This window comes from Methanocalculus natronophilus, from assembly GCF_038751955.1.
In the GTDB taxonomy this organism is placed as follows: Archaea; Halobacteriota; Methanomicrobia; order Methanomicrobiales; family Methanocorpusculaceae; genus Methanocalculus; species Methanocalculus natronophilus.
On record NZ_JBCEXH010000002.1, the window covers coordinates 127,194 to 151,222 of the forward strand.

Annotated in this window: 27 protein-coding genes; 24 read left to right on the forward strand and 3 right to left on the reverse strand. The window is 54.3% G+C overall.

What is annotated here, in order from left to right:
• The first annotated feature begins 60 nt into the window (after positions 1 to 60).
• The 5 genes from ABCO64_RS02800 (at position 61) to ABCO64_RS02820 (ending at position 2,179) form a co-directional block, all read left to right on the forward strand.
• A complete protein-coding gene (locus tag ABCO64_RS02800; protein ID WP_253455872.1) occupies positions 61 to 303 on the forward strand; it encodes a zinc ribbon-containing protein in 243 nt (80 codons plus the stop codon).
• Positions 304 to 369: 66 nt separating this feature from the next.
• Positions 370 to 495 (forward strand): desulfoferrodoxin FeS4 iron-binding domain-containing protein, encoded by a 126-nt coding sequence (locus ABCO64_RS02805; protein ID WP_253455875.1) that lies wholly within the window; start codon positions 370 to 372, stop codon positions 493 to 495.
• Between the two features lie 6 nt (positions 496 to 501).
• Complete coding sequence (locus ABCO64_RS02810) at positions 502 to 855, forward strand: carboxymuconolactone decarboxylase family protein (RefSeq protein WP_253455878.1); 354 nt, start codon at positions 502 to 504, stop codon at positions 853 to 855.
• Between the two features lie 8 nt (positions 856 to 863).
• A complete protein-coding gene (locus ABCO64_RS02815) occupies positions 864 to 1,541 on the forward strand; it encodes a peroxiredoxin (protein WP_253455880.1) in 678 nt (225 codons plus the stop codon).
• 56 nt (positions 1,542 to 1,597) lie between these two features.
• Entirely contained in the window at positions 1,598 to 2,179 is a 582-nt protein-coding gene (locus ABCO64_RS02820) for an SOS response-associated peptidase (protein ID WP_253455882.1), read from the forward strand.
• A 16-nt stretch (positions 2,180 to 2,195) separates the two neighbouring features.
• On the opposite strand, the gene ABCO64_RS02825 is transcribed toward ABCO64_RS02820, so the two are convergent.
• Positions 2,196 to 3,755 carry a glutamine synthetase family protein gene (locus ABCO64_RS02825; RefSeq protein ID WP_253455884.1) on the reverse strand — a complete coding sequence of 520 codons (1,560 nt, stop codon included), beginning with the start codon at positions 3,753 to 3,755 and terminating at the stop codon, positions 2,196 to 2,198.
• A 91-nt stretch (positions 3,756 to 3,846) separates the two neighbouring features.
• On the opposite strand from ABCO64_RS02825, the gene ABCO64_RS02830 reads away from it, so the two are divergent.
• Genes ABCO64_RS02830 through ABCO64_RS02855 form a run of 6 tightly spaced genes read left to right on the forward strand, consistent with a single transcriptional unit; the run spans position 3,847 to position 9,990 of the window.
• Positions 3,847 to 4,770: an ADP-ribosylglycohydrolase family protein gene (locus ABCO64_RS02830; protein WP_253455886.1), complete on the forward strand. Its 924-nt coding sequence runs from the start codon at positions 3,847 to 3,849 to the stop codon at positions 4,768 to 4,770.
• 55 nt (positions 4,771 to 4,825) lie between these two features.
• A complete protein-coding gene (gene argC / locus ABCO64_RS02835; RefSeq protein WP_253455888.1) occupies positions 4,826 to 5,818 on the forward strand; it encodes an N-acetyl-gamma-glutamyl-phosphate reductase in 993 nt (330 codons plus the stop codon).
• Between the two features lie 10 nt (positions 5,819 to 5,828).
• Positions 5,829 to 6,314, forward strand: coding sequence for a CBS domain-containing protein (locus ABCO64_RS02840; protein WP_253455890.1), 486 nt, complete (start codon positions 5,829 to 5,831; stop codon positions 6,312 to 6,314).
• Positions 6,311 to 7,456: a bifunctional ornithine acetyltransferase/N-acetylglutamate synthase gene (argJ, locus tag ABCO64_RS02845; protein WP_253455892.1), complete on the forward strand. Its 1,146-nt coding sequence runs from the start codon at positions 6,311 to 6,313 to the stop codon at positions 7,454 to 7,456. Before ABCO64_RS02840 ends, argJ begins: the two co-directional genes overlap by 4 nt.
• The gene (gene argB / locus ABCO64_RS02850; protein ID WP_253455895.1) at positions 7,453 to 8,322 is read left to right on the forward strand and encodes an acetylglutamate kinase; all 870 of its coding nucleotides are present in this window, start codon (positions 7,453 to 7,455) and stop codon (positions 8,320 to 8,322) included. Before argJ ends, argB begins: the two co-directional genes overlap by 4 nt.
• 39 nt (positions 8,323 to 8,361) lie before the next feature.
• Positions 8,362 to 9,990: a Na/Pi cotransporter family protein gene (locus tag ABCO64_RS02855; protein ID WP_253455899.1), complete on the forward strand. Its 1,629-nt coding sequence runs from the start codon at positions 8,362 to 8,364 to the stop codon at positions 9,988 to 9,990.
• A 38-nt stretch (positions 9,991 to 10,028) separates the two neighbouring features.
• On the opposite strand, the gene ABCO64_RS02860 is transcribed toward ABCO64_RS02855, so the two are convergent.
• Positions 10,029 to 10,733, reverse strand: coding sequence for a flavodoxin family protein (locus ABCO64_RS02860; RefSeq protein ID WP_253455901.1), 705 nt, complete (start codon positions 10,731 to 10,733; stop codon positions 10,029 to 10,031).
• 116 nt (positions 10,734 to 10,849) lie between these two features.
• On the opposite strand from ABCO64_RS02860, the gene ABCO64_RS02865 reads away from it, so the two are divergent.
• The 13 genes from ABCO64_RS02865 to comE all read left to right on the forward strand — a co-directional run bounded on the left by ABCO64_RS02865 (position 10,850) and on the right by comE (position 23,028).
• Positions 10,850 to 11,155 (forward strand): DUF1894 domain-containing protein, encoded by a 306-nt coding sequence (locus tag ABCO64_RS02865; protein ID WP_253455903.1) that lies wholly within the window; start codon positions 10,850 to 10,852, stop codon positions 11,153 to 11,155.
• Positions 11,156 to 11,260: 105 nt separating this feature from the next.
• A complete protein-coding gene (locus ABCO64_RS02870; protein ID WP_253455905.1) occupies positions 11,261 to 11,473 on the forward strand; it encodes a YwbE family protein in 213 nt (70 codons plus the stop codon).
• Between the two features lie 370 nt (positions 11,474 to 11,843).
• On the forward strand, positions 11,844 to 13,817 hold the full coding sequence (locus ABCO64_RS02875) for a hypothetical protein (RefSeq protein WP_253455907.1): 1,974 nt from the start codon (positions 11,844 to 11,846) through the stop codon (positions 13,815 to 13,817).
• A gap of 1 nt (position 13,818) precedes the next feature.
• Entirely contained in the window at positions 13,819 to 14,844 is a 1,026-nt protein-coding gene (locus ABCO64_RS02880) for a hypothetical protein (protein ID WP_253455909.1), read from the forward strand.
• A gap of 171 nt (positions 14,845 to 15,015) precedes the next feature.
• Positions 15,016 to 15,489, forward strand: coding sequence for a crossover junction endodeoxyribonuclease RuvC (ruvC, locus tag ABCO64_RS02885; RefSeq protein WP_253455912.1), 474 nt, complete (start codon positions 15,016 to 15,018; stop codon positions 15,487 to 15,489).
• A gap of 7 nt (positions 15,490 to 15,496) precedes the next feature.
• Positions 15,497 to 16,090 (forward strand): Holliday junction branch migration protein RuvA, encoded by a 594-nt coding sequence (ruvA, locus tag ABCO64_RS02890; RefSeq protein WP_253455915.1) that lies wholly within the window; start codon positions 15,497 to 15,499, stop codon positions 16,088 to 16,090.
• Positions 16,087 to 17,088, forward strand: a complete 1,002-nt coding sequence (gene ruvB, locus ABCO64_RS02895; protein ID WP_253455918.1) for a Holliday junction branch migration DNA helicase RuvB — start codon at positions 16,087 to 16,089, stop codon at positions 17,086 to 17,088. The genes ruvA and ruvB overlap by 4 nt, the downstream gene beginning before the upstream one ends.
• Before the next feature lie 266 nt (positions 17,089 to 17,354).
• Positions 17,355 to 18,122: an ATP-binding cassette domain-containing protein gene (locus ABCO64_RS02900; RefSeq protein ID WP_253455920.1), complete on the forward strand. Its 768-nt coding sequence runs from the start codon at positions 17,355 to 17,357 to the stop codon at positions 18,120 to 18,122.
• Positions 18,119 to 18,823 carry a GTP-binding protein gene (locus ABCO64_RS02905; RefSeq protein ID WP_253455922.1) on the forward strand — a complete coding sequence of 235 codons (705 nt, stop codon included), beginning with the start codon at positions 18,119 to 18,121 and terminating at the stop codon, positions 18,821 to 18,823. The genes ABCO64_RS02900 and ABCO64_RS02905 overlap by 4 nt, the downstream gene beginning before the upstream one ends.
• Entirely contained in the window at positions 18,824 to 19,438 is a 615-nt protein-coding gene (locus ABCO64_RS02910) for a (Fe-S)-binding protein (RefSeq protein ID WP_253455923.1), read from the forward strand.
• On the forward strand, positions 19,435 to 20,670 hold the full coding sequence (locus tag ABCO64_RS02915) for a methanogenesis marker 16 metalloprotein (protein WP_253455925.1): 1,236 nt from the start codon (positions 19,435 to 19,437) through the stop codon (positions 20,668 to 20,670). Before ABCO64_RS02910 ends, ABCO64_RS02915 begins: the two co-directional genes overlap by 4 nt.
• Positions 20,667 to 21,908 (forward strand): cysteate synthase, encoded by a 1,242-nt coding sequence (locus ABCO64_RS02920; protein WP_253455927.1) that lies wholly within the window; start codon positions 20,667 to 20,669, stop codon positions 21,906 to 21,908. The genes ABCO64_RS02915 and ABCO64_RS02920 overlap by 4 nt, the downstream gene beginning before the upstream one ends.
• Positions 21,901 to 23,028: a sulfopyruvate decarboxylase subunit beta gene (comE, locus tag ABCO64_RS02925; RefSeq protein WP_253455929.1), complete on the forward strand. Its 1,128-nt coding sequence runs from the start codon at positions 21,901 to 21,903 to the stop codon at positions 23,026 to 23,028. The genes ABCO64_RS02920 and comE overlap by 8 nt, the downstream gene beginning before the upstream one ends.
• Here the strand turns inward: comE and ABCO64_RS02930 are convergent.
• On the reverse strand, positions 23,021 to 23,941 hold the full coding sequence (locus ABCO64_RS02930; RefSeq protein WP_292616549.1) for an AEC family transporter: 921 nt from the start codon (positions 23,939 to 23,941) through the stop codon (positions 23,021 to 23,023). The two genes, comE and ABCO64_RS02930, sit on opposite strands and share 8 nt — an antisense overlap.
• Between the last annotated feature and the right edge of the window lie 88 nt (positions 23,942 to 24,029).

The following is a 24,029-nucleotide window of genomic DNA, read 5'->3' on the forward strand; positions in this document are numbered from 1 at the left end:
TCGTCACCTTCACAATGATTATATATTTGCCTGACCCATTCTCACTTTGGTGATAGACTGATGTCTAATCCAGATGAACGAAGTGAAATAGTGAAAGCTGGAACAACAGCAAAGCCTGGAAAGTACGTCTGTATTGACTGCGGTGCAGAGATGACACTCGCAAAGGTCGAGGAGGACCTCAGAAAATGCCCGACCTGTGAGTGTGCAGAATACCAGTGTTTCCCAATGACCCACATCCGGCCGGACGTCAAGACTGCTGACGATGTGAACAACCCTCCAAAACGCGGCGAATCAAATCTTTAAACCCTGCAGATTGTTCTGCAGGAGTGCACAGCGTTTGGGAGAGGAACAACCAGAGGGTGATAATTTATGGTGAATGTAACCGATGAGGGGCAGGTCTTCGACTGTGAGATCTGCGGAAATGTCGTTATGGTAAAGGAAGTGGGTGGCGGCGAGCTGATCTGCTGCGGCCAGCCCATGGAACTGCAGGAGTGATTGCTGATGGGCAGACAGGCTGATGACCTGAAGAGCCTCGAAGAGAAGATAGGCAAAGTCCCGGTCTTCTTCCGCGAACTGATGAAGACCGAGCCTGATATGGCTGAGATGGTCTTGAAGTTCGATCAGCATATCTGGGCAGACGGCGCACTTGACCGGAAGACAAAGAAGGTGCTGGCAATTGCAATAGCAGCCGCTCTCCGCGACGAGCATGCGGTTCGTGCCCAGATGGCAGGCGCAAAGAAACTCGGCGTGACCAGAGAGCAGATCGAGGAGGGGCTCCGGGTCACCTTCATGCTCTCCGGTATGCCCGCATATGTCCATGGCAAGAGTGCCATGGAAGAAATTATGAAGGAGTGATGGCTTGTATGTGCGAAGACATGGATATGTTCTGTGAATGTGATTGTGAATGTGAGCAGGTGATGCCGAAGATCGGCGAGGAGGCACCTGATTTTGAGGCGGTAACAACCCACGGACCGATGAAACTCTCGGATTTTAAGGATAAGAAGTGGGTCGTCCTCTTCTCGCACCCCGCTGACTTCACACCGGTCTGCACGACCGAATTCATGGCGCTTTCTGCGGCAGAACCCGAGTTTCAGGAACTCAATGCCCAGCTTGTCGGTCTCTCCATCGACAGCATCCACTCTCATCTCGCATGGGTCCGGAATGTCAAAGAGAAGATGGGCGTTGAGATTCCATTCCCGATCATCGCAGACCTGGACATGAAGGTCGCATCCTTATTCGGGATGGTCCATCCTGGCCAGAGTACAACTGCCGCTGTTCGTGCCGTCTTCTATATTGACCCGAAGATGAAGATCCGGGGGATCCTGTATTACCCGCTCTCAAACGGCCGCTACATCCCGGAACTGATCCGTCTCCTAAAAGCATTCCAGACGAGCGATACCCACGGTGTCGCAACTCCTGCCAACTGGCAGCCCGGAGACAAGGTTGTTGTACCTGCTCCAAAGACTGTCGGGGAGATGAAGATCCGTGATGGCGAAGAGTATGAATGCAAGGACTGGTATCTCTGCCTCAAGCAGATCTAACCCTTTTTTTTGATTTATTCCAAATACCCGGATAGTTAGAAGGAGCTCTGCTACCAGTGTGCTCACGCTATACCATTATCGGGACAGCAATTTTTGCAGAACGCTTTTCTCACCCATTTCTGCGCCCCCGGTACAATGCTGCTCCAGGACAGAACCTTCCGGTCATCACAGAACACGGCCTCCGGGAAGCGGGATTTGGGATCATCCGCCATGATGGAAGGCGCCTGATCAACCAGAGGATAGAGAGGGTGAGAGAAAAGGGCATTTCCGGAAGCGACCCGTGCCTCATCCCTGCAAGCGGATTTTATGAATGGAAGAGCGAAGGGGCGAGGAGACAGCCATACTACTTCTCTCTCCCGGGCCGTGAACTCTTCTGTTTTGCCGGGGTCCTGGATACGGCAGGAGATGCGTTTGCTATCGTCACCAGGCAGGCAACTGATCCCGTCAGCAGGATCCATCCACGTATGCCGTTCATCCTTGATGCCTGGAGCGAGGAGGAATGGCTCCGGGGAAGAGAGCCGGAACCAGCACCTGATCTGATCACCATGATCGCGGTTTCCCTGGATATCAACGACCCTGCTGCACCCGATGACCCCGCCCTGATCCGGCCTGCTTTCCACAACCACACCTGGTGGTGAGGAGTACGGTGACGCACTATCGTATATGCGTATACTCTTCGACTATAGCCTTGATCTCTTTCTCTTTCCCATAGATCCGTTCACTTAAACCGCGATCCTGGAACTCCAGAAGCTGCCCCATCACCGAATCTATGACTGCAGGCGGGAAGACACCGCCATTCTCAAAGACGGAGCGTTTCAGGGAGAGGGCGTCTGCGGATTCGACACATGAAGCAGGCAGTCTCTCGAGTGATTTGATTTTTTCTGCATTCTTTGGATCATAGACGCTTCCGTCAATATAGAGATCCCGTGCACGGTCAAGGGCATCCGGCATCTGCAGGCCGTGGAGACAGGCAAGAACAAGCCCCGCACCCGTCAGGTACACATCTGCTGACCCGTCAGGTATACGGAGCTCTATCGTCTGTTTTGCTATCTTTCTTGTATGATCAGGAGGTGCAGACGGATTTGCATCGCGGATCATCTCCCCGTTGCTGGTCCAGCCAAGCGGAACCCGGACAACAACAGACCGGTTCCGGTCACCCCAGCAGACGTTCGTTGGTGCCTCCTGGTGGGGAACAAGCCGGAGGTAGGAGGTGGGTATGGTGTTGCCAAACGCCGTCAGGGCGCCTGAGCAGTCCAGAAGACCAGCGATCATCTTTTTTGCCGTATCAGAGAGTTTACCATCCCTGACCATCAGGTTCACCCCGTCCCTGACCGCCATCATATGGAAATGAAGTCCTGATCCAGCCTTTCCGATGGTAATCTTTGGGGCAAAACTGATCTGAACCCCATACTGCTCACCGAGCATCCGGACAATCCATTTTGCGATGATCAGCTGGTCAACCGCCTCTTCAACCGGTACCGGGAGGAACTCGATCTCATGCTGTTCATAGAGGGTTCCGTTCTGGGTGAAGCAGCCAACTTCGGCATGACCGTACTTCACCTTTCCTCCGGCACGGGCAACAAGGCGGAGAGCCTCCACCCTGAACGCCTCAAACTGCGTAAAGGGCCGGGACTCGTGGTACCCCCGCTGGTCACTGACCGGATAGAGCGGATCGGGCTCTGAGATCACATAATATTCAAGCTCTGCCAGCGCATGAAAATCTGATCCGGTCTCCTCCCTGAAGCGCTGGTGCGCCTTTCTCAGGATATAGGACGGATCACTCTCCAGTGGTTTTCCCTCGCTTGTATAAAACGAGCAGAGGATCTCAAGTGTCTGTACCTCTGCAAATGGGTTGATAAATGCGGTCCGGTATTTTGGGATCACATAGAGATCGCTTGATCCAGCCTCGATACAGGAGAAGAGCTGTGAGCCGTCGATACGTTCCCCATCCGTTAAAATCGACTCCAGGTGATCCAGGCCCGTGATCACAAAATTGAGTGTTTTGAGACGGCCGTCCTCCCCGGCATATCGGAAATTCAGCATCTCAATGCCGCGCTCCCGCACAAAGCGGATCAGATCCTCCCTGGTGAATTCTGCTGGTGGTTTGTTAAGAAAACGGACTATTTCGTTTGGATTGAGGTCAGTTCCGACAGTCTCCATGTACCAGTAGGGTACGATAAAACCGGTTAAAATCCTTGGTTTATGCCAGAGCATGTTTTTTTAAACACCAGGTAGGAAGCTACGTTCTCCCGACACCCCCCGCCGACCAGCAAGGGTTATTAACTCAAGCACCAACCCTCAACAGATGCTCGAACAATATAAAGGGTGCCTCCTTGGGGCGGCGCTCGGAGATGCACTCGGCATGCCGAATGAGACTGCACCTCCCCGCCTTCATGCACCCATGCGGGGGTTTCGAAAGGCATACAAAGGCCATCCAAATGACACGCTTGCACCTGGCCAGTATACCGACGATACCCAGATCATGCTCATGGCCGGAAGGCTTGTCGCTGACAGGGAATTTTCTGAAGATGCATATGCAGCGGAACTCGGTGAACTATCCCGGACCGGAAGGCTCAGATTTCCTGACAGTGCAATCCATGCCTTCTGCGAACGTTTAAAAGACAGGCCCTGGAAAGATGCGGCAGTCAATTCCACAACCTCAGGATGTGTACCTCTTGCAGTCCCCTTTGCACTTGCCTACACAGATGTTATCGAGTGCACCGAACGCGCGATCATCGCATCCAGTGTCACCCACACCCATCCCGGCGCCCTTGCCGGCACGGTTACCATCGCCACGCTCATCCGTTCTACCCTTGAGGGGGACAGAGATCCGCTTATGCGTGCAGCAGAAGCTGCATTGAGGGAGGATGAACTCCTTGGCGTCAGGGTAAAGGAAGCCATCCGTCTCGCCGGGGAGGAGGGGATCAGCATCCAGGGAGCATATGAACGTCTTGGAAGCGACAGCGCCGTCTACCAGACAATACCTTTGGCCATCTTCTTTGCGGCACGGGTACAGGATCCCGACAAACTGCTCGTCATCTCATCCCAGGCAGGAGGAAACGCTGATACCATCGCATATATCTGTGGTGCATACATCGGTGCGAAGCTTGGCAAGATCGCACTTCCAACTGATCTGCTCACCCAGCTCGAATCGCGCGATCAGATTGAACAGCTTGCAACCGGGCTTCTGAGGCGCTCAGGAAGGTCCGTTCCCGGTGGAGCCGAGTGATACGGTACCCCCTCCGGGGTAAAACCCTTTATTCAGGCTCTGCAAGATAGCATGTATGGATATTGCGATCATCGGAGCATCCGGATACACCGGCGGCGATCTGATGCGGCTGATAACTCTTCATCCCCATGCAGAGCTGACCCTTGCCACATCCAGAAAGCGTGAGGGAAGACCGGTTGCCACCGACCAGCCTCACCTGAAGGGTTTTGTCGATCTCAATTATACAAACCCGGATATCGATTCAATCGATGTGGATCTCGTCTTTCTTGCAGTCCCCCACACCGTGGCCATGCAGTATGCAGGGTCACTGCATAGCAGGGGGATCAGGACAATCGACCTCTCAGCAGATTACCGCCTGCCACGGGAGATATACGAAACCGTCTACGGGGTCACCCATACCGCCTATTTCGAGGCGCCATACGGCCTCCCGGAACTCCATCGTGAAGAGATTCGCAGCGCCTCCTTCATAGCAAACCCGGGATGCTTCCCGACAGGGGCGGCACTTGCCGCTGCCCCGGTTGCAGATATCGCAAAAACAATCATCTTCGATTCAAAAACAGGAGTCTCAGGAGCCGGGGATACCGTCTCCGAGACGACCCATTACCCAAATGTCAGTGATAACATCAATCCCTACAAGTGGACAGCCCACCGGCACCTCTCCGAGATGGAGATGGAGGTTGGCCGCCTTGGGTCCCGTGCCACGGTCCACTTCACCCCTCATCTCGTCCCGGTGACAAGGGGCATCCTGACCACAGCACATATCATCCCGGAACGGCCGGTGACAACAGACGAGATACGGAGACTCTACCAGCACCGCTACCGGGATGAACCATTCGTCAGGCTCCAGGCACCAAAACTGGCGAATGTCAGGGGAACAAACTTCTGCGATATCGCCTTTGAGGTTGAAGAGGGGGGGAGAAGAATTGTTGCCGTCTCCGCAATCGACAACCTGATGAAAGGGGCCGCCAGCCAGGCAGTCCAGAATATGAATATCATCTGCGGATTTGAAGAGACCACCGGCCTCCTCTTCCCCGCAGCCGCACCATGAGGTACAAACAATGAATGTCGAAGCAGTCATGACACCTGATCCGGTGACGATCCAGGCGCAGGATACAATCCGCAATGCATCACGAATCATCCGCGAAAACAAGATCGGGGGGCTACCGGTTCTGGATGGAACAAATTTGATCGGGATGATCACAGAATCTGACATCCTTGCACTCCTCAGGGTGGAGGGGCCAAGCGAGGACCTCTGGCTCCCGTCACCCCTTGAAGTGATAGAGATTCCTATCAGGGAATTTTTCAACTGGGAGAAGACAAAAGACGCCCTCTCAGACATCGGATCACGGCCCGTTCGATCTCACATGAGTTACCCGATCATCACCATTGATGCAGATGATACCATTGAGGAGGCTGCACGGATCATGCTGCGGGAAGGAATCGCCCGCCTTCCTGTCACACGAGACGCTCAGCTTGCTGGTATTGTCACCCGTGCAGATATCATCGAGGGGATCGGCAGGAAGAAAGAGGAGGAATCCGGGTGAAGAGCATCTGTGGTGTTGCCGGGGTCGAGGCAGCAGGAATCAAAGAGGGGAAGTACGGACTCGCGCTTATCCGGGCATCGGGACCTTCTGCAGCTGTCTTTACACAGAACCGCGCCCGTGCACCCGTCATCGACCTGATGGTTGACCAGATGAGGAGTGGGAGGCTTGAAGGGATCATTGCAAACTCGGGGTGTGCAAATGCATACACTGGCAGACGGGGACTCTCTGATGCAATGCAGATGGCAGAGATCGGCGCAGATGCACTTGGATGTGAATCAAGGCATATCGGGGTTGCCAGCACCGGGGTGATCGGGCGGTACCTGAACCTCGATCTGATCCGGGAACAGGCCGGAAAACTCAGGCTCTCGTCTTCTGCCGGGGCAGAGAGGGACGCAGCAGCCGCGATCATGACAACTGATCTCGTCGAGAAACATGCCCTTGTGCAGGGAGAAGGGTTCTCGGTTGGTGGGATCGCAAAGGGAAGCGGTATGATCGCACCCGATATGGCAACGATGCTCGGCTTCATCTACACCGATGCCGAAATCGGCCACCGGGATCTGCAGGATGCCCTCAACACCGCTGTCCGCCGGAGCTTCAACAGGATCGTCGTCGATGGCGATGTCTCAACTAACGACTGCGTCTTCGTGACAGCAACAGGTGCTGCGGGAAGAGTTTCAAAAGAGGAATATACCGATGCACTGACAAACGCCTGCATGCAGCTTGCCCGGCAGATTGCCCGTGACGGTGAGGGAGCGACAAAATTAATCGAGGTGATCGTCTCGGGTGCACGAAACGAAGAGGACGCGGAAAAGATTGCAAAGACCGTTGTCACAAGCCCTCTTGTCAAGACCGCGGTCTATGGTCAGGATCCAAACTGGGGGAGGGTTGTTGCCGCCGCCGGGTATGCGGGAGTTGACTTTGAGATTCCTGACCTCTCCCTCTGGATTGGAACAGGAGAGGAGAGGACACCACTTGTCCAGAAAGGAGAGATTACCGCAGATCTTGTCGCAGCGAAGGCTGCAATGAGAGGCGGGACGGTAGTCTTCTCAATCGATCTCGACGCTGGATCCGGTCATGCCACAGCCTGGGGCTGCGATCTGACAGAAAAATACATTGAGATTAACGGGAAGTACACTACATGAAACGTGAAGACGTTCTGATGGAGGCTCTCCCCTACATCAGGCAGTTCCATGGGAAGACGATTGTCATCAAGCTTGGTGGTCATGCCATGGTCGACCCTGGAATCATGAATACCGTCATAGAGGATGCAGTCCTGCTGCATTACATCGGAATGCGGGTGGTGATAGTCCACGGCGGCGGCCCTGAGATCACCGAGAAGATGAAGGCGATGGGGAAAGAGCCGAAGTTTGTTGCCGGACTCCGGGTGACAGACCAGGATACCCTCGAGATCGCGATGATGGTGCTTGCAGGCAAGATCAGCAACACAATCGTCTCGCTCATAGCGAAAAATGGTGCACGCGGCGTAGGAATTTCCGGAAACGACGCCAACCTGGTTATCGCACGGAAGATGGATATCCAGAAGGTGGTCATTGATGATCAGGAGCACGAGGTTGATCTCGGGTTTGTCGGCGAGATCCGCCGGGTGAACCCGGGCCTTCTCAGGACATTGCTTGATTCAGGCTACATTCCGGTCATCTCTCCGCTTGCAATAGACGAGGAAGGGAGAAACCTCAATATCAACGCTGATACGATGTCAGGCGAACTCGCAGTCGCCCTGGATGCAGGGAAACTGGTCTCGCTCACCGATGTCGACGGGGTGATGGATGCTGCAAGAACCACAGTATACCACCGCCTGACACTGGCCGAGGTGGAAGCCATGATCGCAGACGGGACAATACAGGGCGGCATGATCCCAAAGATTGCGGCATGCCTCTATGCATCCAAAAACGGGGTTGAGCGCTGCCATATCATCAATGGAAATGCACCCCACAACCTCATACTCGAACTCTTCACAGATCAGGGCGTCGGAACGATGATCCGAAGATAGAATATCTTTTTTTACCAAAACCAACCATCTTCTTCTGCCATGGCCATCCCCTGGGAGATCGCATTCACAGTCATTCCCGGCGTCATTCTTTTCCTTTTTGGAATCGAGAACTTCAGTAAGGAGATTCTGGCAGTCTCCAGAAAGCGCTTTGCCGCAGCCCTCAGCCGCCTGACAACAAACCGGTACAAAGGACTCCTGCTCGGAGCCGGGATAACCGCACTGATGCAGTCGAGTGCGGCGACAACTGTGATTGCAATCAACCTGGTCAATACCGGGACAATCTCTTTTGTCCAGAGTCTTGGGATCATCATCGGATCAAATATCGGCACCACCATCACCTCCCAGCTGGTTGCCTATCAGCTCACCGTGTTTGGGCCATTCTTCATTCTTGTCGGTTTCCTCACCCGGATACTTGCCGGACGGTATTCGTTTCTTGGAAAGCCAATCTTTTACTTTGGCCTGGTTCTCTTCGGCTTCTGGCTGGTATCCTATGGGATTACGCCCTATACTGACGACCCGGCGCTCCTTGCATTTCTGAGCGGAATCGCGTTTCTTCCTCTCGCAATCCTTGTGGGTTTCCTGGTCACCACCGCATTCCAGTCAAGTGCTGTGACAACCGGCCTTGTCGTCATCCTGGCACAGGAAGGGATGATCACAATGCCTGAAGCAATCCCCTTCCTCCTTGGCGCAAACATCGGATCGACAACAACCGCACTCTTTATATCCCGCGGTCTTGACCTGTATGCCCGGAGAGCGGCAGCTGCCCATACCCTCTTCAATATCGGCGGGGTGCTGATGGTACTCCCATTCCTCGTGCCATTCACCGCCCTGATCGCATGGATTGGGGGCGGGGAGGCGCAGCAGGTGGCTAATGCCCATCTTATCTTCAATCTTGTCACCTCAGTCATCTTCATCACGATAATCATCCCCTTCTCACGCCTGGTCATCCGTGTTGTGCCAGGAGAAGAGGAGGAGATCCTCTTCCGCACGGCTGCAATACCAGAAAAGCTGCCAGAAAAGCCCGATGAGATTCTGCCGCTTATTGAGGAGGAGATTAACCACCTCTATGCAGTCACTGATTTGGCATTTGAGGCGGCAATCGATGTATTCACAGCAGCAAATCCTGCACGTGCATACCAGAAGGCCGGCAAGCTCGAACTCCTCAATGACTACCTTGACGAAGAGATCGAGAGGGCGACCTTCATCTTCTCAAAAGAGGCTCTGAATCCTGTTCTAGCACGGAGGAGCGTCCTTCTAGTCCGTATATCAAACGAGCTTGAGCGCCTCGGCGATCTCTCCCGTGACCTCGCCAAGGTCGGACGGAATGCCCACCGGAAAGGAGACATCTTCCCCAAAGGCCAGGTTGAGGCGATTCGTGGAATATACAGGATTTTTGATGGAAATCTCCAGGAACTCGCAAAGAACTTCCCTCATGCGACAAAGGAGACGATCGCCTCGCTCCGGGCGCGTGACAACGAACTGCGGCGGGCGCTGAACCTGGAGTATGCCCTCTACCTGGAACGGGTTGCCCAGAAGAACGAAAGCGGCGACTCCCGGTATCTCGAGGTCCTCTCGATCCTTGAGGCGGCAAACGGAAAAATCAGGGATATCAGGAAACTGACTGAAGAGTATTCTGCCCTTGATAAAGATACCATCATCTCCACCTGAGGCGGGTGGTGAAGGGAGGGAAGAAAAAGTCTGGCTCTTCATTCTTTGAGGGATATCGAGAGCCGAAGAGAGCTGTAAACCATATGTACGAGATCTTCCCGGGTGTAGGGATTTTCCTCTATCTTCTCCCAGTCACGGGTGGTATCCTCATCATTCTCCCCAACCCACGAGGTGATCGCGACATCTGGTATCGAAAACCCAAGCCAGGAGAAGAAGTTCAGGAGGTTGCCTGCCACATGCTGCACGCCGTCGACATGGCCGATGACGATCAGCCCTGCAACCTTGTTTCTAATCATCCGGTTGCCAAACCATGCATACTGGTTCTCAATCGAGTTCATCCGTTCAACAAACGTCTGGACAAGTGCAGAATGGTTGTTCCACCGGATGGGGGAAGCCAGGATGAGAATGTCACACCCAAGCACCGCATCATAGACCCGTTGCATCTGGTCATCCTGGTATTTCAGGGAGGTCATGCAGGGGTAGATGCACTGCGAGGGATCTTCAGAATAGTTCCCTTCACAATGATAGATTTTGAGATCCTTGAGCCTGATGAGCTCGGTTGTGCATGAGAACGATTCATATTGTTCAAGTGCCCGTTTCAGCAGCCGTTCAGACTTGCTCAGGCTCCCATCCTGGCGGCTGGATCCGGATATGCCAAGTACCCTGATTCCCCTGCACTGGTCAGGTGCAGGAGGCTCGATGATATTGACGCCAAACTTTCGTCCAACAAGAGGTGCGGGCATAGGAGTTAGATGTATCAGCAGATCTATTTCTAGCTGACGTTTTTGTACTGGTTGCCGGAACTGATCTGCTGAGCCGGACACCAGCATTTTTATTCTAAGAAGTCCGAACAAATACCATGAAAGAGCGTTGTGTCAATAATTTTGGTGGTAAAGTCCTGATGATGGATGCAAAAGCAGAAGACGTGAACGAATATGTCAGGAAGAACACCGCGGAGCAGTACGAGATGCGTCCGGATTTTGAGTTCCGCGGACTGATGATGCTCCTCGCACAACCCATGCTTGTCGGGCTGAAGATCAAGAAGAAGAAGATCATTCTGCCGTTCACAAAGCTCTGCCCAAAGTACGGCACTGTCCTCTACGAGATCGATGCAACTGAAGAGGATTTTGAGGCGATCAGATCAGGGCTTCAAAAGATGAACTGAGAGAACCACTCCTTTTTTTGCCGGGGTTTCTCTTCGGGACGGGATGAGGGATTCATTTCTCATCGGGAGAGTCCTTATTTCCCCACAGAACCAATGTATACAGACATGAAAGGCCGGAATCGATCAGATATAGCAATCGGATCAACCGTACAGGTTATCCAGAAGAAAGACCAGCAAAGCGGGAAGACGAAACAGGGTGTTGTCACCGCAATCCTGACGAACTCGTCTTTTCATCCCCACGGCATCAAGGTCCGGCTTGCCGATGGCACCGTTGGCAGGGTTGCGTCAATAGAAGAGACCTGCGAGCCTGGGCCCTAAACACGAGAGAGAGAGAGAGAGAGAGAGAGATCTGGTTTCTGCTGTCTCTCACGTTTCTACTGTTTCTGCCTTGTGCAAGGGGTGTGGTGCAGGGATTGTGCGTGTTACGGTTCACGCCTGCGCCAGATACCCCCTATGCTGTCAGGAAGCAAACCTTTTTAGTTCCATTCATTCACTGGAGCGACGATATCCGGTTCGTTTTCTTTTCTTTTGATAATTGGGGAGTGAAAGAGACATAGCCAGGAGAGGTTGCCATGCATCCATTTCCAAACAACGCTTCCAACGCCCCTTACAATATCTTCATATGAGATAACGCAGTATGAAAGCGTATCGCACAAAATTTTCATTGAGAGCCACCGGAGTGGTGCAGATGGAGAGAGACGTTACACCCCAGGATACCCCCGGGCCAGAAACACTTGCAGATATTGCAGGTATTATGGTTGAAGGGATGATTCGCAATCTGAAAAAAACAGTTCCCCTTTTCATTGGTATCTTTCTTGGAATCTGGATCCTGCATACCTTTGTTCTGTTTTTTATAAACCAGAGTATTCGGGGAAGAGGTGATCTCCTTGGCAACATGCTTGCAGTCACTGACGGACTGGTTACCGGAACCCTGTTCTGGCTGCTCATTGCGATGCTTGGAACAACAGTCTTTCTCAGGATCAGGCAGCATGGAGTAAACGGCTATATCAGAGAGATCCAGGACATTCCAGGGTGGATAACCAGATCCCGATCTCTCTATGAAGCTGAATCAGCAGCCCTGATCGCTGCTGGGATTGGCATAGGTGGACTTATAGGAGCAGTTCTGCAAAATTATCTTGTTTCCATCCTCATTACAGCCCTTCTCCTCCTCTCACTTACCGCACGGGAGGAGAGCGTACTGATACTCATCTCAGGAATCGGGTATTCTGATCTGAAACGAACCTTCCTGAAGGAACCTGCTTTTTCTCCCCTTGAGATAGAGCGAACAACCCTTGTCATAACCGGCTGTGCTGCAGGCTTTCTGCTTGCTGCATTCATTCCCCGGATAGGATCACTTATTATTGCAGTCGCAGCTCTTGGGTATGCTCTCTACTGGTATCACAGGCAGGAAGGGTCTGGAAAACCGCCTGAAGCTGCTGCTATATCAATTGGTATTCTGGTTCTCATGGCAGCAGGTGTCCTCGCAACCCCGGTTCTCGCTGCTGTCGGGGGGATGCCGCTGAGCAGCAGCTGTTCATGTCCCTACAACAATACCACAACAGCCATCATTGTAGGCATCTTTCCCGCATCTGCAACAATTGCCGGGATTCTCTCAACCCTGACAATATCCGGCGGTGCCTCTTCGCTTGCGGGATTCGCAAGCGGCATGGGCTCTCCTGGGGCTGGAGCAGCAGGAGGAGCAGGACCTTCTGCTGCCGGAGCTTCGCCTGCACGCCCCGAATCCGGCATATACGGCACTGGTACACCAGATGATCCATTCCGCGATGCACATTCCATTGGGAAGACTGAGGCAGATGGGAGCCTCACACCATATCCCGAACAGGCTGGCAGACCCCCTGAGATCATTGGGAGGGGAACACCAGACGATCCGTACCGGGATAATCCTGAGTACAGAAGATACAAAGAACAGTCTGGAGAACAGGGGGGAGCAGCACCAAAACCCGCACCAAAGCAGGAAGCTCCAGGTACAACCCCTGAAACACCGGTGGCGCCTGAGATGCCTGAGCCTGAAACACCAGGTAAACCGGAGATGCCAGAAGAACCGGTACCAGAGAGAGAACCGCCAAAAACCCCGGAGACAGAACCCACTCCAGAGCATCCGCAGCCGGAACCTGAAACACCGGCAGAGCCTGAGATGCCTGACGTGGAGCCGGAGGCTGAACCCCCCGGGCCTGGAGAGGAGACGATGCCGGAGTGGCGGATCCAGCAGCTGAGAGAGCATATCAGCGAACTGGAAACCAGGGAACAGGAGATCAGAAACACCTGGCAGGAGAGACGGCAGATCCAGGAAGAATACGATCGGGCCCGGAGGGAATATACGAGGCAGGGTATCAGGACGATGTTCAAGATGGGAAAGGAGACAGTGGAGGCCTGTACTGATCCCAAAGGAACGATCTATGATGGCGTCAAAGAGAAGATGGGCATTGAAACACCTCTTGATAAAGCCAAGGAAGATGTGTTTGGGAGAGAGGTAACCACAGAAGAATTAACCAGTGAATGGGTGGAGATCCAGACCAGAAGAAGAGAGATCAGATCCCGGCTCGACAGCATGCCATCCAGGGAAGAGATGCTCGAAGAAACACGGGAGATCAAGCGGAAGATACGTGATGCACAGCAGCAGATTGAACAGGGGGTGTGGTGACATGAACGAAAAGCCCACCTATACGCTGGAAGCCGGGCTGCTTGGGAAACTTGGATCATTCTGGGAGGGTGAACGAACCCCGCTGACGTATCTTGATCCCCATACAGGAAGCCTGGAAGAGGAGCCACTCCTCCGGACATTCAAAGAAGGCGGCATTCTCGATGAAGATGGCAACATACCAGGCTCTTTTGCCAGTACACTTCGAGTCCTCGCCGCACCTGTCCGGATCATCACCATCACCCTGTCAGGTGAAGAACAGGAGATCACCATAACGAAACTCTTCTCAGGTGAATCTGAAGCAGTAACAATGCTCCAGGGCGATGATGGAACTGTGGCTTTCGGAGAGTCCCTGAAAACTGACTGGATTATCAGCCGGTTTGGGGTTACGAACGGGACTGCTGCCACCCCGCAAAAATCATGGATGATTCCGGCCACAGTCAACGAGATGAAAGTCCTTCTGGCTCTCTGTGATCTCTCATGGGAACTTGCTATTGGCAGGGAAGGACTGCCACAGGATATCGTCGAGAGGTTCAGTAACGGGTTTGGTACAGAAGGAATTGAAGCGATCCTGAAGAATGCTGAGACGAAGCCGGGCAGCACTCTCTTCTCATCCCTTCCCATGCTCATCCGGCAGGATGAAGGAGCACCAGTGAAGAGAGTCAAAACCGTTCTCAATGCTCTTGTGAAGAAAGGCGTTGTCTCCGGAGAGAATGGAAAATACCTGCCACACGATGCAATTCTTCCCTATTGCAATGGTTTTTTGATTCCAAAGGCAATCATCCGTATTGTGATCTCAGAATGGAAACCTGATCAGGGAACCATCAGGTCAACGGATATCATCTCATCCCTCTCAGAACACGCTGCCATTACCATCGAAGAGCCCTTTGATATGCCGGGTAAAATGAGACTCTACCTGACAGATGCTCCTCGTCTTTCAGATCTCATAAAGACATTATTGAGCGGGAACGCAGCATATCCCCCCCATATAATCGGAGCTGAATCACTTCTTCACCGGGATGAGGGCTGACCCGGCTTCACACCCAGGCAAACAAGCCTCTTTGAGGAAGGGTTAAGATTGAAGGGGAAAAACCCCTTCAGCCGTCTCTCCCACCCGTACCGAAAGCGTTCCGGGTGCCGTTCACATTCGCCCTCCGCAGGATAACCGTATTTACCATGAGCACCGATGATCCAGTAGACCATGATCGTCATCGGGATAGATCCGGGTATCGCCCGTGTGGGATACGGGGTGATCGAGAAGCAGGAGCGGGGGATGCGACCCCTCTGTTACGGCTGTATCGAGACATCGGCCCGGGATCGGACAACAAGCCATCGCCTTCATGAGATTTATACCCGGATACAGGCACTTTTTGCCGAACATGCACCTGATGAGATCGCTGTTGAAGAACTCTTCTTTACAAAGAATGTGACATCGGCAATCAGGGTTGCCGAGGTGCGGGGAGTGATCCTGCTCGCCGCAGAGGAGCGGGGGATCAGAATCGTCGAATACACACCAAACCAGATCAAGCTGGCAGTATCGGGATCGGGCCGGGCAAAGAAAGAGCAGGTACAGGACATGGTACGCCGCCTCCTCAGGCTTGATGAGATTCCCCGGCCTGATGATGCAGCTGACGGCCTTGCAATAGCGCTCTGTCATATCAATACCCTGAGGTAGGAAAACCATGTTTGCACATATAACCGGAAGACTCACAGATGTGGGGGAGAAGTCTGTTGTCCTTGATGTCGGGGGGATCGGCTACCTTCTGCAGGTGAGCCAGCCAACTCTCAGGGAGCTGGAGGCTGCCGACGGGCCGGTGAAGGTCTTCACCCAGCTTGTTGTCAGGGAGGATGCCCTTACCCTGTATGGCTTCCACCGGCAGAGCGAGCGTGAACTCTTCCAGATACTAATCAATGTCTCCGGGATCGGTCCCCAGATAGCACTTAGCATCCTTTCCCAGATCTCGCTTGAACAGTTTGCAATGGCGATCATCAATGATGATGAACGTGCCCTCACCAGCATCTCGGGAATCGGGCCAAAGAGTGCGAAACGGCTGATCCTTGAACTGCAGGAGACAATGAAGAAACAGACAATCTCCCTGATCGACAGAGAAGAGCATCTGCCTGCATCAGATGCGAAATCTGCCCTTGTATCCCTTGGCTTCACCGAGCGGGAGGCTGAGGAAGCCGTGAAGGCGGTGATTGAGAGCGTGCCCGGAGGAAGCGTGCAGGCGATCATTAAAGCCGCACTCCGGCATATGAAGGAGCGAGGCTCATGACTGATCGGATCATCACCCCTGTTCAATTCGATGACGAGATCGACGACCCCGCCATCCGGCCCGCAAGGCTTGATGAGTTCGTCGGCCAGGACCAGGTGAAGGAGGCGCTTCGTATCGCAGTCGAGGCGGCAAAGATCCGGGGCGAGACCCTTGACCACATCCTCTTCTCAGGCCCTCCGGGACTTGGGAAGACGACGCTTGCCCAGATAATCGCCCGTGAGATGGGATCTGCGATACGGAGCACGACCGGCCCGGTCCTGGATAAGCCAGGCGATCTCGCTGCCCAGCTGACCGCACTCTCCTCAGGCGATCTCCTCTTCATCGACGAGATTCACCGGTTAAACCCGGTTGTTGAGGAGATCCTCTATCCAGCAATGGAAGATTACACAATTGATGTGATGATCGGCGAAGGTCCGGGTGCACGGGCAATCCAGCTTCCGCTTGAGGAATTCACCCTTGTCGGAGCAACGACCCGTGTCGGCCTCCTCGGATCCCCGCTCCGTGACCGGTTCGGGCTCATCTTCCGGCTGAACCTCTATGAGGTTTTCGATCTCCTGGCTATCGTGAGGCGATCAGCTGCGATCCTGCAGATCCCAATCACTGAGGAGGGGGCGCTTGAGATTGCAAAACGGAGCCGGGGAACACCAAGAATCGCAAACCGCCTCCTCAGGCGTGTCCGGGATTATGCCATCGTCCGGGGTGACGGATCAATATCCAGGGAATCTGCTGACGCCGCACTTGGCATCCTTGGGATCGATCCCCTCGGCCTTGATGATCTCGACCGCAGGATCATCTCTGTCGTGGCCCGTGACTTTAGTGGCGGGCCTGTCGGCGTGAAGACGATTGCCATCTCTATTGGAGAAGAGGTCCGGACAATCGAAGAGGTCTATGAGCCCTACCTGATCAGGATTGGGTTTCTGAAACGGACGCCAAAGGGCCGCGAGACGACAGAGGCAGCAGTCACACATCTCTTTGCTGACGGGGAGCAGATACCCTGATTGTGAGTAGTACTGATTCTACTTCGGACTCATCCTGATTCGGATTCCATCTGCGCCGTTTTCGATCCTGTTCTGGGCTGTAGGAGATCCTGACGTTTTTTTTGCAGAAAGGAGCCCTGCATCACCGGTTGAGCGGGATCATATGATCCCTTCACGCATAAAATGTATACTATTAGACAATTATATTGATTTTTGTAACCTATAAGCCCAATTTTTATTAAATTTAGGAAAATCATTATCATATCCCGGGGGCGAAAAACTACATTATGCATACGATCACCATCCTCCCCGGCCATGATCGACATGGCGACCCTGAAGGGTTTGATGCCATCCATATCGCACCCGGCGACACCCTCTCAATCGTCGGGCCAACCGGATCAGGCAAAAGCGCTCTTATCAATGACATCGAGGTCTTTGCACAGGGCGATACCGCTACCGGCAGAACCATTCTCCTTGATGGCGCACCTCCCCCGGAATCATCTGTCAGGGATCCTGCAAAGAAACCGATTGCCCTCATCACCCAGACCACGAAATGCTTAGCCGATCTGAGGGTGGAAGAGTTCCTGGGGATGCATCTCCGTGCCAGGAAAATTACAGACACAGGCCTGGTTGAGAAAGCAATCCGTCTTGCAAACGAGTTTACAGGGGAGCCGATCCGGCCCGATTGCCGGATCTCCTCTCTCTCCGGCGGCCAGACGAGATCCCTCCTTGTTGCGGATGCAGTCATCATCTCAGGCGCCCCGATCATCCTCCTCGATGAAGTGGAGAACGCAGGAATCTTCCGTGACCGTGTCATAACCTGCCTCAAAAAGACAAATACCTCCGTCATCTTCGTCACCCATGACCCGCTTGTTTCACTGATGTCAGACAAAAGGATAGTGATGGGGAACGGTGCGGTGAAGACGATCCTTGAGCCGGATGGATCTGAGGCGGCGGTTCTGAAGCAGGTGACTGAGATCGACGCATACCTCTCTGATCTCAGGGAACGGCTCAGGGCAGGCGAGATCCTGGGCGAAGCGGTACCACAGGCATGAAACTGATCATTGTCGCCGGGCCGCCATCGACCGGAAAAACCGCAATAATCAGGCAGATAATCAGCAATCTCCCAAAGAATTCCGTTGCCTACCTCAAGATAGATGTCGTATATGCAACCGAGGATACAGAGATTGCAGGCGAATTCGGGATACCTGCAAAAAAAGTGATATCAGGCGACCTCTGCCCGGACCATGCCGGGATCATGGTCCTCTCTGACGCCTTTGCCTGGGCAGAAAAGGAGGGTGCAGACTACCTGATCGTGGAATCGGCAGGTCTCTGCCTCAGGTGCACCCCCTACACAACCGAATCACTCGGAATTGCGGTTCTCTCCGCAATATCGGGAACCCATTCCCCCTACAAGATGAGCCCGATGATCGCGCTTGCTGATGTCGCAGTCGTCACCAGGATCGATCTCGTCTCACAGGCAGAAAAGGAAGTATTCCGCGAGGCGATCCGGGATGTGGCACCAGGTGTTGAGATCATCGAGACAAACGCCCCGATCGGCACAGGGCTGCGGTACCTGATGAAGATCATCAACGACCTTGCACCAGTCAGAGACCAGGCAGCAGTCAAACTCAGGGGCAGTCCTCCGCTTGGTGTCTGCACCGTCTGTGTCGGGAAAAAAGAGATCGGCTGGGAGAACCATTTCGGCGTTGTCCGCAGGCTTGATGGCGCCGGTACACTCTTCCGGGGGGAATAGATGACCTGGACACCCCCTGGTAAAGACTGCGGCCTCTGCGGAGCAGATTCCTGCATTGCATTCTCCTCACTTGTTGCTGCGGGTGCAAAGAAACTTGTAGAATGCCCCTTTTACGAAGAGGAGAGGAAAAAAAGGTACATTTCAAAGACAGACCGGAATACAGCAGATCTCCTCGGCCACAGTTTTGACTTTATCCTCCATCCCTTCCCAGGTGAAATCTCAACCAGAAAGGATGTCGTCCCGTTCAGGGCGGATCTCGTTGAAAAATGGGAGATAAAAACCGGAGATCTCGTCATCGGGAGACCGGCAGGCGCCGGATGCCCGATCACCCATGCACTCAGGGTGACAGCAGCAGATCCGGTAAGCGGGATCATCTCCTGCCATGTCACAAGCCCGATTGAGGCGCGGGAAGAAGAGTATCTCGATATTGTGGCATACCATGTCCATGCATTTGAAGGTATAGCCGAAGTGATCGGCCGCGAACCGACATTCGGGCTGAAGCAGCGGTTCCAACCCGGATACTGCCTGATGGGGATCTCACACACCGGTGTTGTGAATATGGTTATCATGACTGACGACGGACTCCGTGTCAGGGTAGAGGGGATCGGACTGTGAAGACCAGAGCCGTGATCAGCCAGAAGATACGGGACGGGGATGCTGTTGTCATCCCTGCTCCCGAATTCAAAAAAAGGGTGCGGGATGGAGAAAGATTCACACCAGACGATGTTGATGTCGTCACCTGCGGGACATTCGGGGTGATGTCAGGGACGTATGCAGTCCTGACAATCCCGGTTGCAGAGCCGGGTGCATTCAGAAAAGCCGGGAAAATCTTCCTGAACGGGGTGCCTGCATATCCCGGCCCATGCCCCAATGAGCGGCTTGGGCTTGTTGACTGTATCGTCTATGGAACAGCGCACCGTGACGAGCGGTATGGGGGAGGCCATCTCTTTTCCGATCTCGTCTCCGGGAAGGCGATCGAGGTTCTGGCTGAAGCAGACGGGAAGGACTATTCCAGTACGGTCACCCTCTCTGACTGTGGTTTTGCCAGGCTCCAGACCACGCGGTCCGCATTCAGAAACTATACAGGCTTTATTTTTGAACATGAAGGCGTTCTTCCGACGATCTTCTCGGCAACCGGGCTGCATGGGCCTGCCAGGGAGATCTCGGTCTCAGGATGCGGCGAGATCAACCCGGTGGAGAATGATCCCGGTCTCCGGTACCTCCAGCCCGGTGTACCGGTCCTTGTGAATGGTGGAACCGGAATCATCATCGGCACCGGGACACGATCCACCACAGAACGGTCAAACCTTGCCGTTGCAGCTGATATGGATGGTATGGCGCCCGGCATGATGGGAGGATGCGTCACGTCAGACGGCCCGGAATGCCTCACGTCTGTTGCAGCTGCGGTTCCCGTGACAGATGAAGCAACTCTCAGATGGTTGTTGGTGCTTGACGAGGATATCCCACTCCCCATTGCCGGGATCACCAGGAGACAGCCCATCGGATCGTCCCATTATGGCAGGATCTGGCAGGGGACAGACCGGGGAGTCCGGGTGCAGGAAGAGAGGTGTCTTGCCTGCGAACCCTGCCAGGCACGACGGATCTGCCCCTCAGACGCAGTCAGGGAAGACCATACCATTGACCGGTCACGCTGCCTTGCCTGTGGCGCCTGCGCCTCGGTCTGCGAGGGGAAGGTATACACCATAGAGCTTGGATCTGTTCTGGTTGGTGAGCAGGAGATCCCGGTCACCTTCCGCCAGTCCGATCGGACCCGTGCCGAACGGCTCTGCAGGCAGCTTGCGAGGCAGATCATGGATGGATCGTTTCAAATGCCGGAGGGGCCATGACCCATATGCTCTCCTGCCCGGTCTGCAGATCCACCTTTCCGGATCAGGGCGAACTGACCTGCCCTGGGGGACATCCCGGCCTTCTCAGGGCAATCTATCCTGAAGAGAGACTGGTGCTTCGTGATGAGCCCGGCCTCTTCAGGTATCAGAGCTGGCTCCCGGTGAGGGAGATCCCAAATACGGGTGCAGGTCCAGTCACCTTCCGTTCTGTTGGGTTTGCCCGTGAGACGGGGCTGTCAGAACTCTGGATCGGATTCTCAGGCTATGCTCCGGGGAGAGGCGCCCATGTACCCACCTGTTCGTTCAAGGAACTGGAGGCATGGCCGACACTGCAGCGGGTCAGGGAGACGGGAGGCGGCACCCTCGTTGTCGCATCTGCCGGAAACACCGGGAGGGCTTTTGCCGAGGTTGCCGATGCAATGAACCAGCCTGTCCTGCTCGTCATCCCAAAACGGGCGCTGGAACGTATCTGGACAACAAAGCCTGCGAGGAATACCATCCTGGTTGCCGTGAACGGCGACTACTCGGATGCTATCGCACTTGCAGACCGGATCTGCACGCTCCCAGGCTATACCCCCGAAGGCGGTGCAAAAAATGTTGCCCGCCGCGACGGGATGGGGACCGTCTTCCTTGATGCAGCCTGCACAATCGGCAGGATACCCGACCACTACATCCAGGCAGTCGGGAGCGGGACAGGCGCAATCGCCGCATGGGAGGCAGCGCTCCGGCTTGTTGCGGACGGCCGGTTCGGCGGGACGCTGCCCCGCCTGCACCTGGCCCAGAATCTCCCTTTCATCCCGCTCAAATCCGCCTGGGATGCCCGGAGGCGTGAGATAGTTCCTGAACTTGATATGCCGCATGCAGAAGATGCGATCAGGGCTGTCAATGCCGATGTCCTGACAAACAGAAAACCACCCTATGCCGTGCCTGGCGGCCTGTATGATGCGCTCTCGGACTGCGGCGGAGCAATGTATGGGATCACAAACCATGATGCCAGGCAGGCGGGAGATCTCTTTGAGGCTACCGAGGGAATAGACCCCGATCCGGCAGCAGCAGTCGCCTGCGCAGCCCTGCTGGCCGCAGTCGATCAGGGAGATCTTCCAGAGAATGCCTGTATTCTTTTGAATATCACCGGCGGGGGATACAAGGCAGTTCCTCTGAAACATACCGTGCAGCCGGTTGAGACCGTGCAGCCCGGTGAAATGCCGTCTTTCCTGGCAGGAGAAGAAGATGTCTGAAGAAGCAGTTGTTCGTATCCTGAAAGAAGAGGAGATCGGGCTCATCTCCCACCTCCCCTGTGACCGTGCCGGTCTGCTCTGTTCGATGATCACCAGCATGTCGCCGCATGTCCCCCTGCTTCGTGAGGAGGACGGGGTCGGAGTCTCGGCAGGAGCGTACCTGGCAGGTATCAAACCAGCCATGGTAATCCAGAGCTCAGGACTTGGAAACATGCTCAACGCCCTCCTCTCACTCCATGGAACATTCCACCTTCCCCTTCCGATCATCACAAGCTGGCGGGGGGTATACCAGGAAGCAATTCCGGCACAGGTTCCATTCAATTCCCGCCTTCCTGAAATACTCAGGGGAGCTGGCATCCCCTATGCAACCGTGATGGACGCAGACGAACTCCCCCGCTTCAGGGAGATGCTCTCGCTCTCTTTTGCAGAGATGACCCCCACTGTCACCCTCATTTCGCCTGCCTGTTTTACCAGTGGAGCGTGTCCCCCTCCCGACTTCCCTGACCGGAGCAGAACAGTTGCCCCAATCCCCGGATCTGTTCTCAGGACACCGCTGATGACCCGCTACGATGCAATCGCCGCGGTTGCTCCGCACCTGGGATCAGCCCTCTGCGTCAGCAATATCGGGGTTCCCTCAAAAGAGCTGTATGCCATCTCCGATCGGCCGGAGAACTTCTATATGCTTGGTTCATACACCCAGGCATCACCGATTGCACTTGGGCTTGCCCTCTCAACAGACCGGGAGGTGGTGGTGATCGACGGCGACGGCTCACTCCTTGGATCCGCAATCCTTCCAGTCATTGCTTCGCTTGGACCAAAGAACCTGACCATCATCTGCCTTGATAACGGCACCTTCGGTTCCACCGGCAACCAGATCACCCAGGGGTATGCCACAACCGATCTGGCACAGATAGCAGCAGCTGCCGGGATCAGACAGTGCGTGCAGGTGCAGACAGCAGAGGAGCTTGATGCCGCACTCAGGGCAAAGAGGGGCGGCCCATGGTTCATCCACGTGATCATCCGGCCTGGCAATGCGGATGTCCCAAATATCCCCCTTTCGCCTATAGAGATCCGGAACCGGTTCATGGAGGCTGCCAGCACCACGCCACCCTTCAGATGAGCAGCAGGGTGATTACCGGTATCGTCAGAAGCGATACGATTGTCGAGAGAAAGACGAGCTGGGAGGCAAACCGCTCGTCTGATCCATAGATATCTGCAAAGATCACCGTCATCGATCCAACCGGCATTGCGGCAAGCAGGACGAGGATTCCCAGAACAAGCGGGTCATCGATGAGCGGGGAGAGGAGGAGGTATGTGCCGGCAGGCAGCAGAAGAAGCCTGAGTGCTGCCCCGGTGAAGACGGTTCTATCACCAATCATCTCCCGTACCGGAAACGTGGCAAGGAAGGAGCCGACGATCAGCATGGCAAGCGGTGTCGTCAGGTCGCCAAGGAGCCGCATCGCATCGATTGCGGGAGATGGTATCCGGATCTCAAGCAGGAAGAGCGCAAGGCCCAGGAGAGAGGCCGTGATACCAGGATTGACCAGGAGTTTCAGATTGAACTCGTACCTGCCGGTGATCATCACGATCCCGGCAGAGAAGATGAGGAGATTGAAGATCAGGTTGGCTATTGCCACATAGAAGATGCTCTCCGGGCCAAAGAGGGCAGCAGCTATTGGAAAACCCATGAACCCGATATTGCCAAAGAGGATGCCAAACGAGAAGACCCCGCGGCGCATCTCTCCCATCGTGAAGAGGCTGCTTCCGATATATGCCACAATGACTGCAAAGAGGTAGAAGACGACGACCCCAATGCAGAAGATGAGGGTATTTGAGAGGAGGGCAGCAGACGGCGGTATCTGCATCGAGACGATAATGAGTGCAGGAATTGAGACATTTAAGAGAAATAGCGATATTTTATGGGTTGCGTGCCGGTCAAGGATACCAAGACGGTATGCGGCGTAGCCGGTTGCAATGAGGATCATAAGAACTGCAACCGGGTCAATTATCATGAGAAATTCCGCCAGCACCACCTACACCTCAAAAGAACCATTGCACCTGATCAGACAATTGGTTTTTGCTCAAGAGAAGAGAAGAATGCAAAAGTTTCTTTATCAATAC

Excerpts from the sequence above, each read along its gene's own strand:
- ABCO64_RS02825 (WP_253455884.1), bottom strand. The coding sequence starts at position 3,755 with ATGCTCTGGCATAAACCAAGGATTTTAACCGGTTTTATCGTACCCTAC.
- ABCO64_RS02830 (WP_253455886.1), top strand. The coding sequence starts at position 3,847 with ATGCTCGAACAATATAAAGGGTGCCTCCTTGGGGCGGCGCTCGGAGAT.
- ABCO64_RS02865 (WP_253455903.1), top strand. The coding sequence starts at position 10,850 with ATGAAAGAGCGTTGTGTCAATAATTTTGGTGGTAAAGTCCTGATGATG.
- ruvB (WP_253455918.1), top strand. The coding sequence starts at position 16,087 with ATGACTGATCGGATCATCACCCCTGTTCAATTCGATGACGAGATCGAC.
- ruvA (WP_253455915.1), top strand. The coding sequence starts at position 15,497 with ATGTTTGCACATATAACCGGAAGACTCACAGATGTGGGGGAGAAGTCT.
- ABCO64_RS02855 (WP_253455899.1), top strand. The coding sequence starts at position 8,362 with ATGGCCATCCCCTGGGAGATCGCATTCACAGTCATTCCCGGCGTCATT.
- ABCO64_RS02860 (WP_253455901.1), bottom strand. The coding sequence starts at position 10,733 with ATGCCCGCACCTCTTGTTGGACGAAAGTTTGGCGTCAATATCATCGAG.
- argC (WP_253455888.1), top strand. The coding sequence starts at position 4,826 with ATGGATATTGCGATCATCGGAGCATCCGGATACACCGGCGGCGATCTG.
- ABCO64_RS02870 (WP_253455905.1), top strand. The coding sequence starts at position 11,261 with ATGAAAGGCCGGAATCGATCAGATATAGCAATCGGATCAACCGTACAG.
- ABCO64_RS02805 (WP_253455875.1), top strand. The coding sequence starts at position 370 with ATGGTGAATGTAACCGATGAGGGGCAGGTCTTCGACTGTGAGATCTGC.
- ABCO64_RS02815 (WP_253455880.1), top strand. The coding sequence starts at position 864 with ATGTGCGAAGACATGGATATGTTCTGTGAATGTGATTGTGAATGTGAG.
- ABCO64_RS02905 (WP_253455922.1), top strand. The coding sequence starts at position 18,119 with ATGAAACTGATCATTGTCGCCGGGCCGCCATCGACCGGAAAAACCGCA.
- ABCO64_RS02800 (WP_253455872.1), top strand. The coding sequence starts at position 61 with ATGTCTAATCCAGATGAACGAAGTGAAATAGTGAAAGCTGGAACAACA.
- ABCO64_RS02840 (WP_253455890.1), top strand. The coding sequence starts at position 5,829 with ATGAATGTCGAAGCAGTCATGACACCTGATCCGGTGACGATCCAGGCG.
- ruvC (WP_253455912.1), top strand. The coding sequence starts at position 15,016 with ATGATCGTCATCGGGATAGATCCGGGTATCGCCCGTGTGGGATACGGG.
- ABCO64_RS02920 (WP_253455927.1), top strand. The coding sequence starts at position 20,667 with ATGACCCATATGCTCTCCTGCCCGGTCTGCAGATCCACCTTTCCGGAT.
- ABCO64_RS02900 (WP_253455920.1), top strand. The coding sequence starts at position 17,355 with ATGCATACGATCACCATCCTCCCCGGCCATGATCGACATGGCGACCCT.
- ABCO64_RS02810 (WP_253455878.1), top strand. The coding sequence starts at position 502 with ATGGGCAGACAGGCTGATGACCTGAAGAGCCTCGAAGAGAAGATAGGC.
- comE (WP_253455929.1), top strand. The coding sequence starts at position 21,901 with ATGTCTGAAGAAGCAGTTGTTCGTATCCTGAAAGAAGAGGAGATCGGG.
- argB (WP_253455895.1), top strand. The coding sequence starts at position 7,453 with ATGAAACGTGAAGACGTTCTGATGGAGGCTCTCCCCTACATCAGGCAG.
- ABCO64_RS02880 (WP_253455909.1), top strand. The coding sequence starts at position 13,819 with ATGAACGAAAAGCCCACCTATACGCTGGAAGCCGGGCTGCTTGGGAAA.
- ABCO64_RS02910 (WP_253455923.1), top strand. The coding sequence starts at position 18,824 with ATGACCTGGACACCCCCTGGTAAAGACTGCGGCCTCTGCGGAGCAGAT.
- ABCO64_RS02875 (WP_253455907.1), top strand. The coding sequence starts at position 11,844 with ATGGAGAGAGACGTTACACCCCAGGATACCCCCGGGCCAGAAACACTT.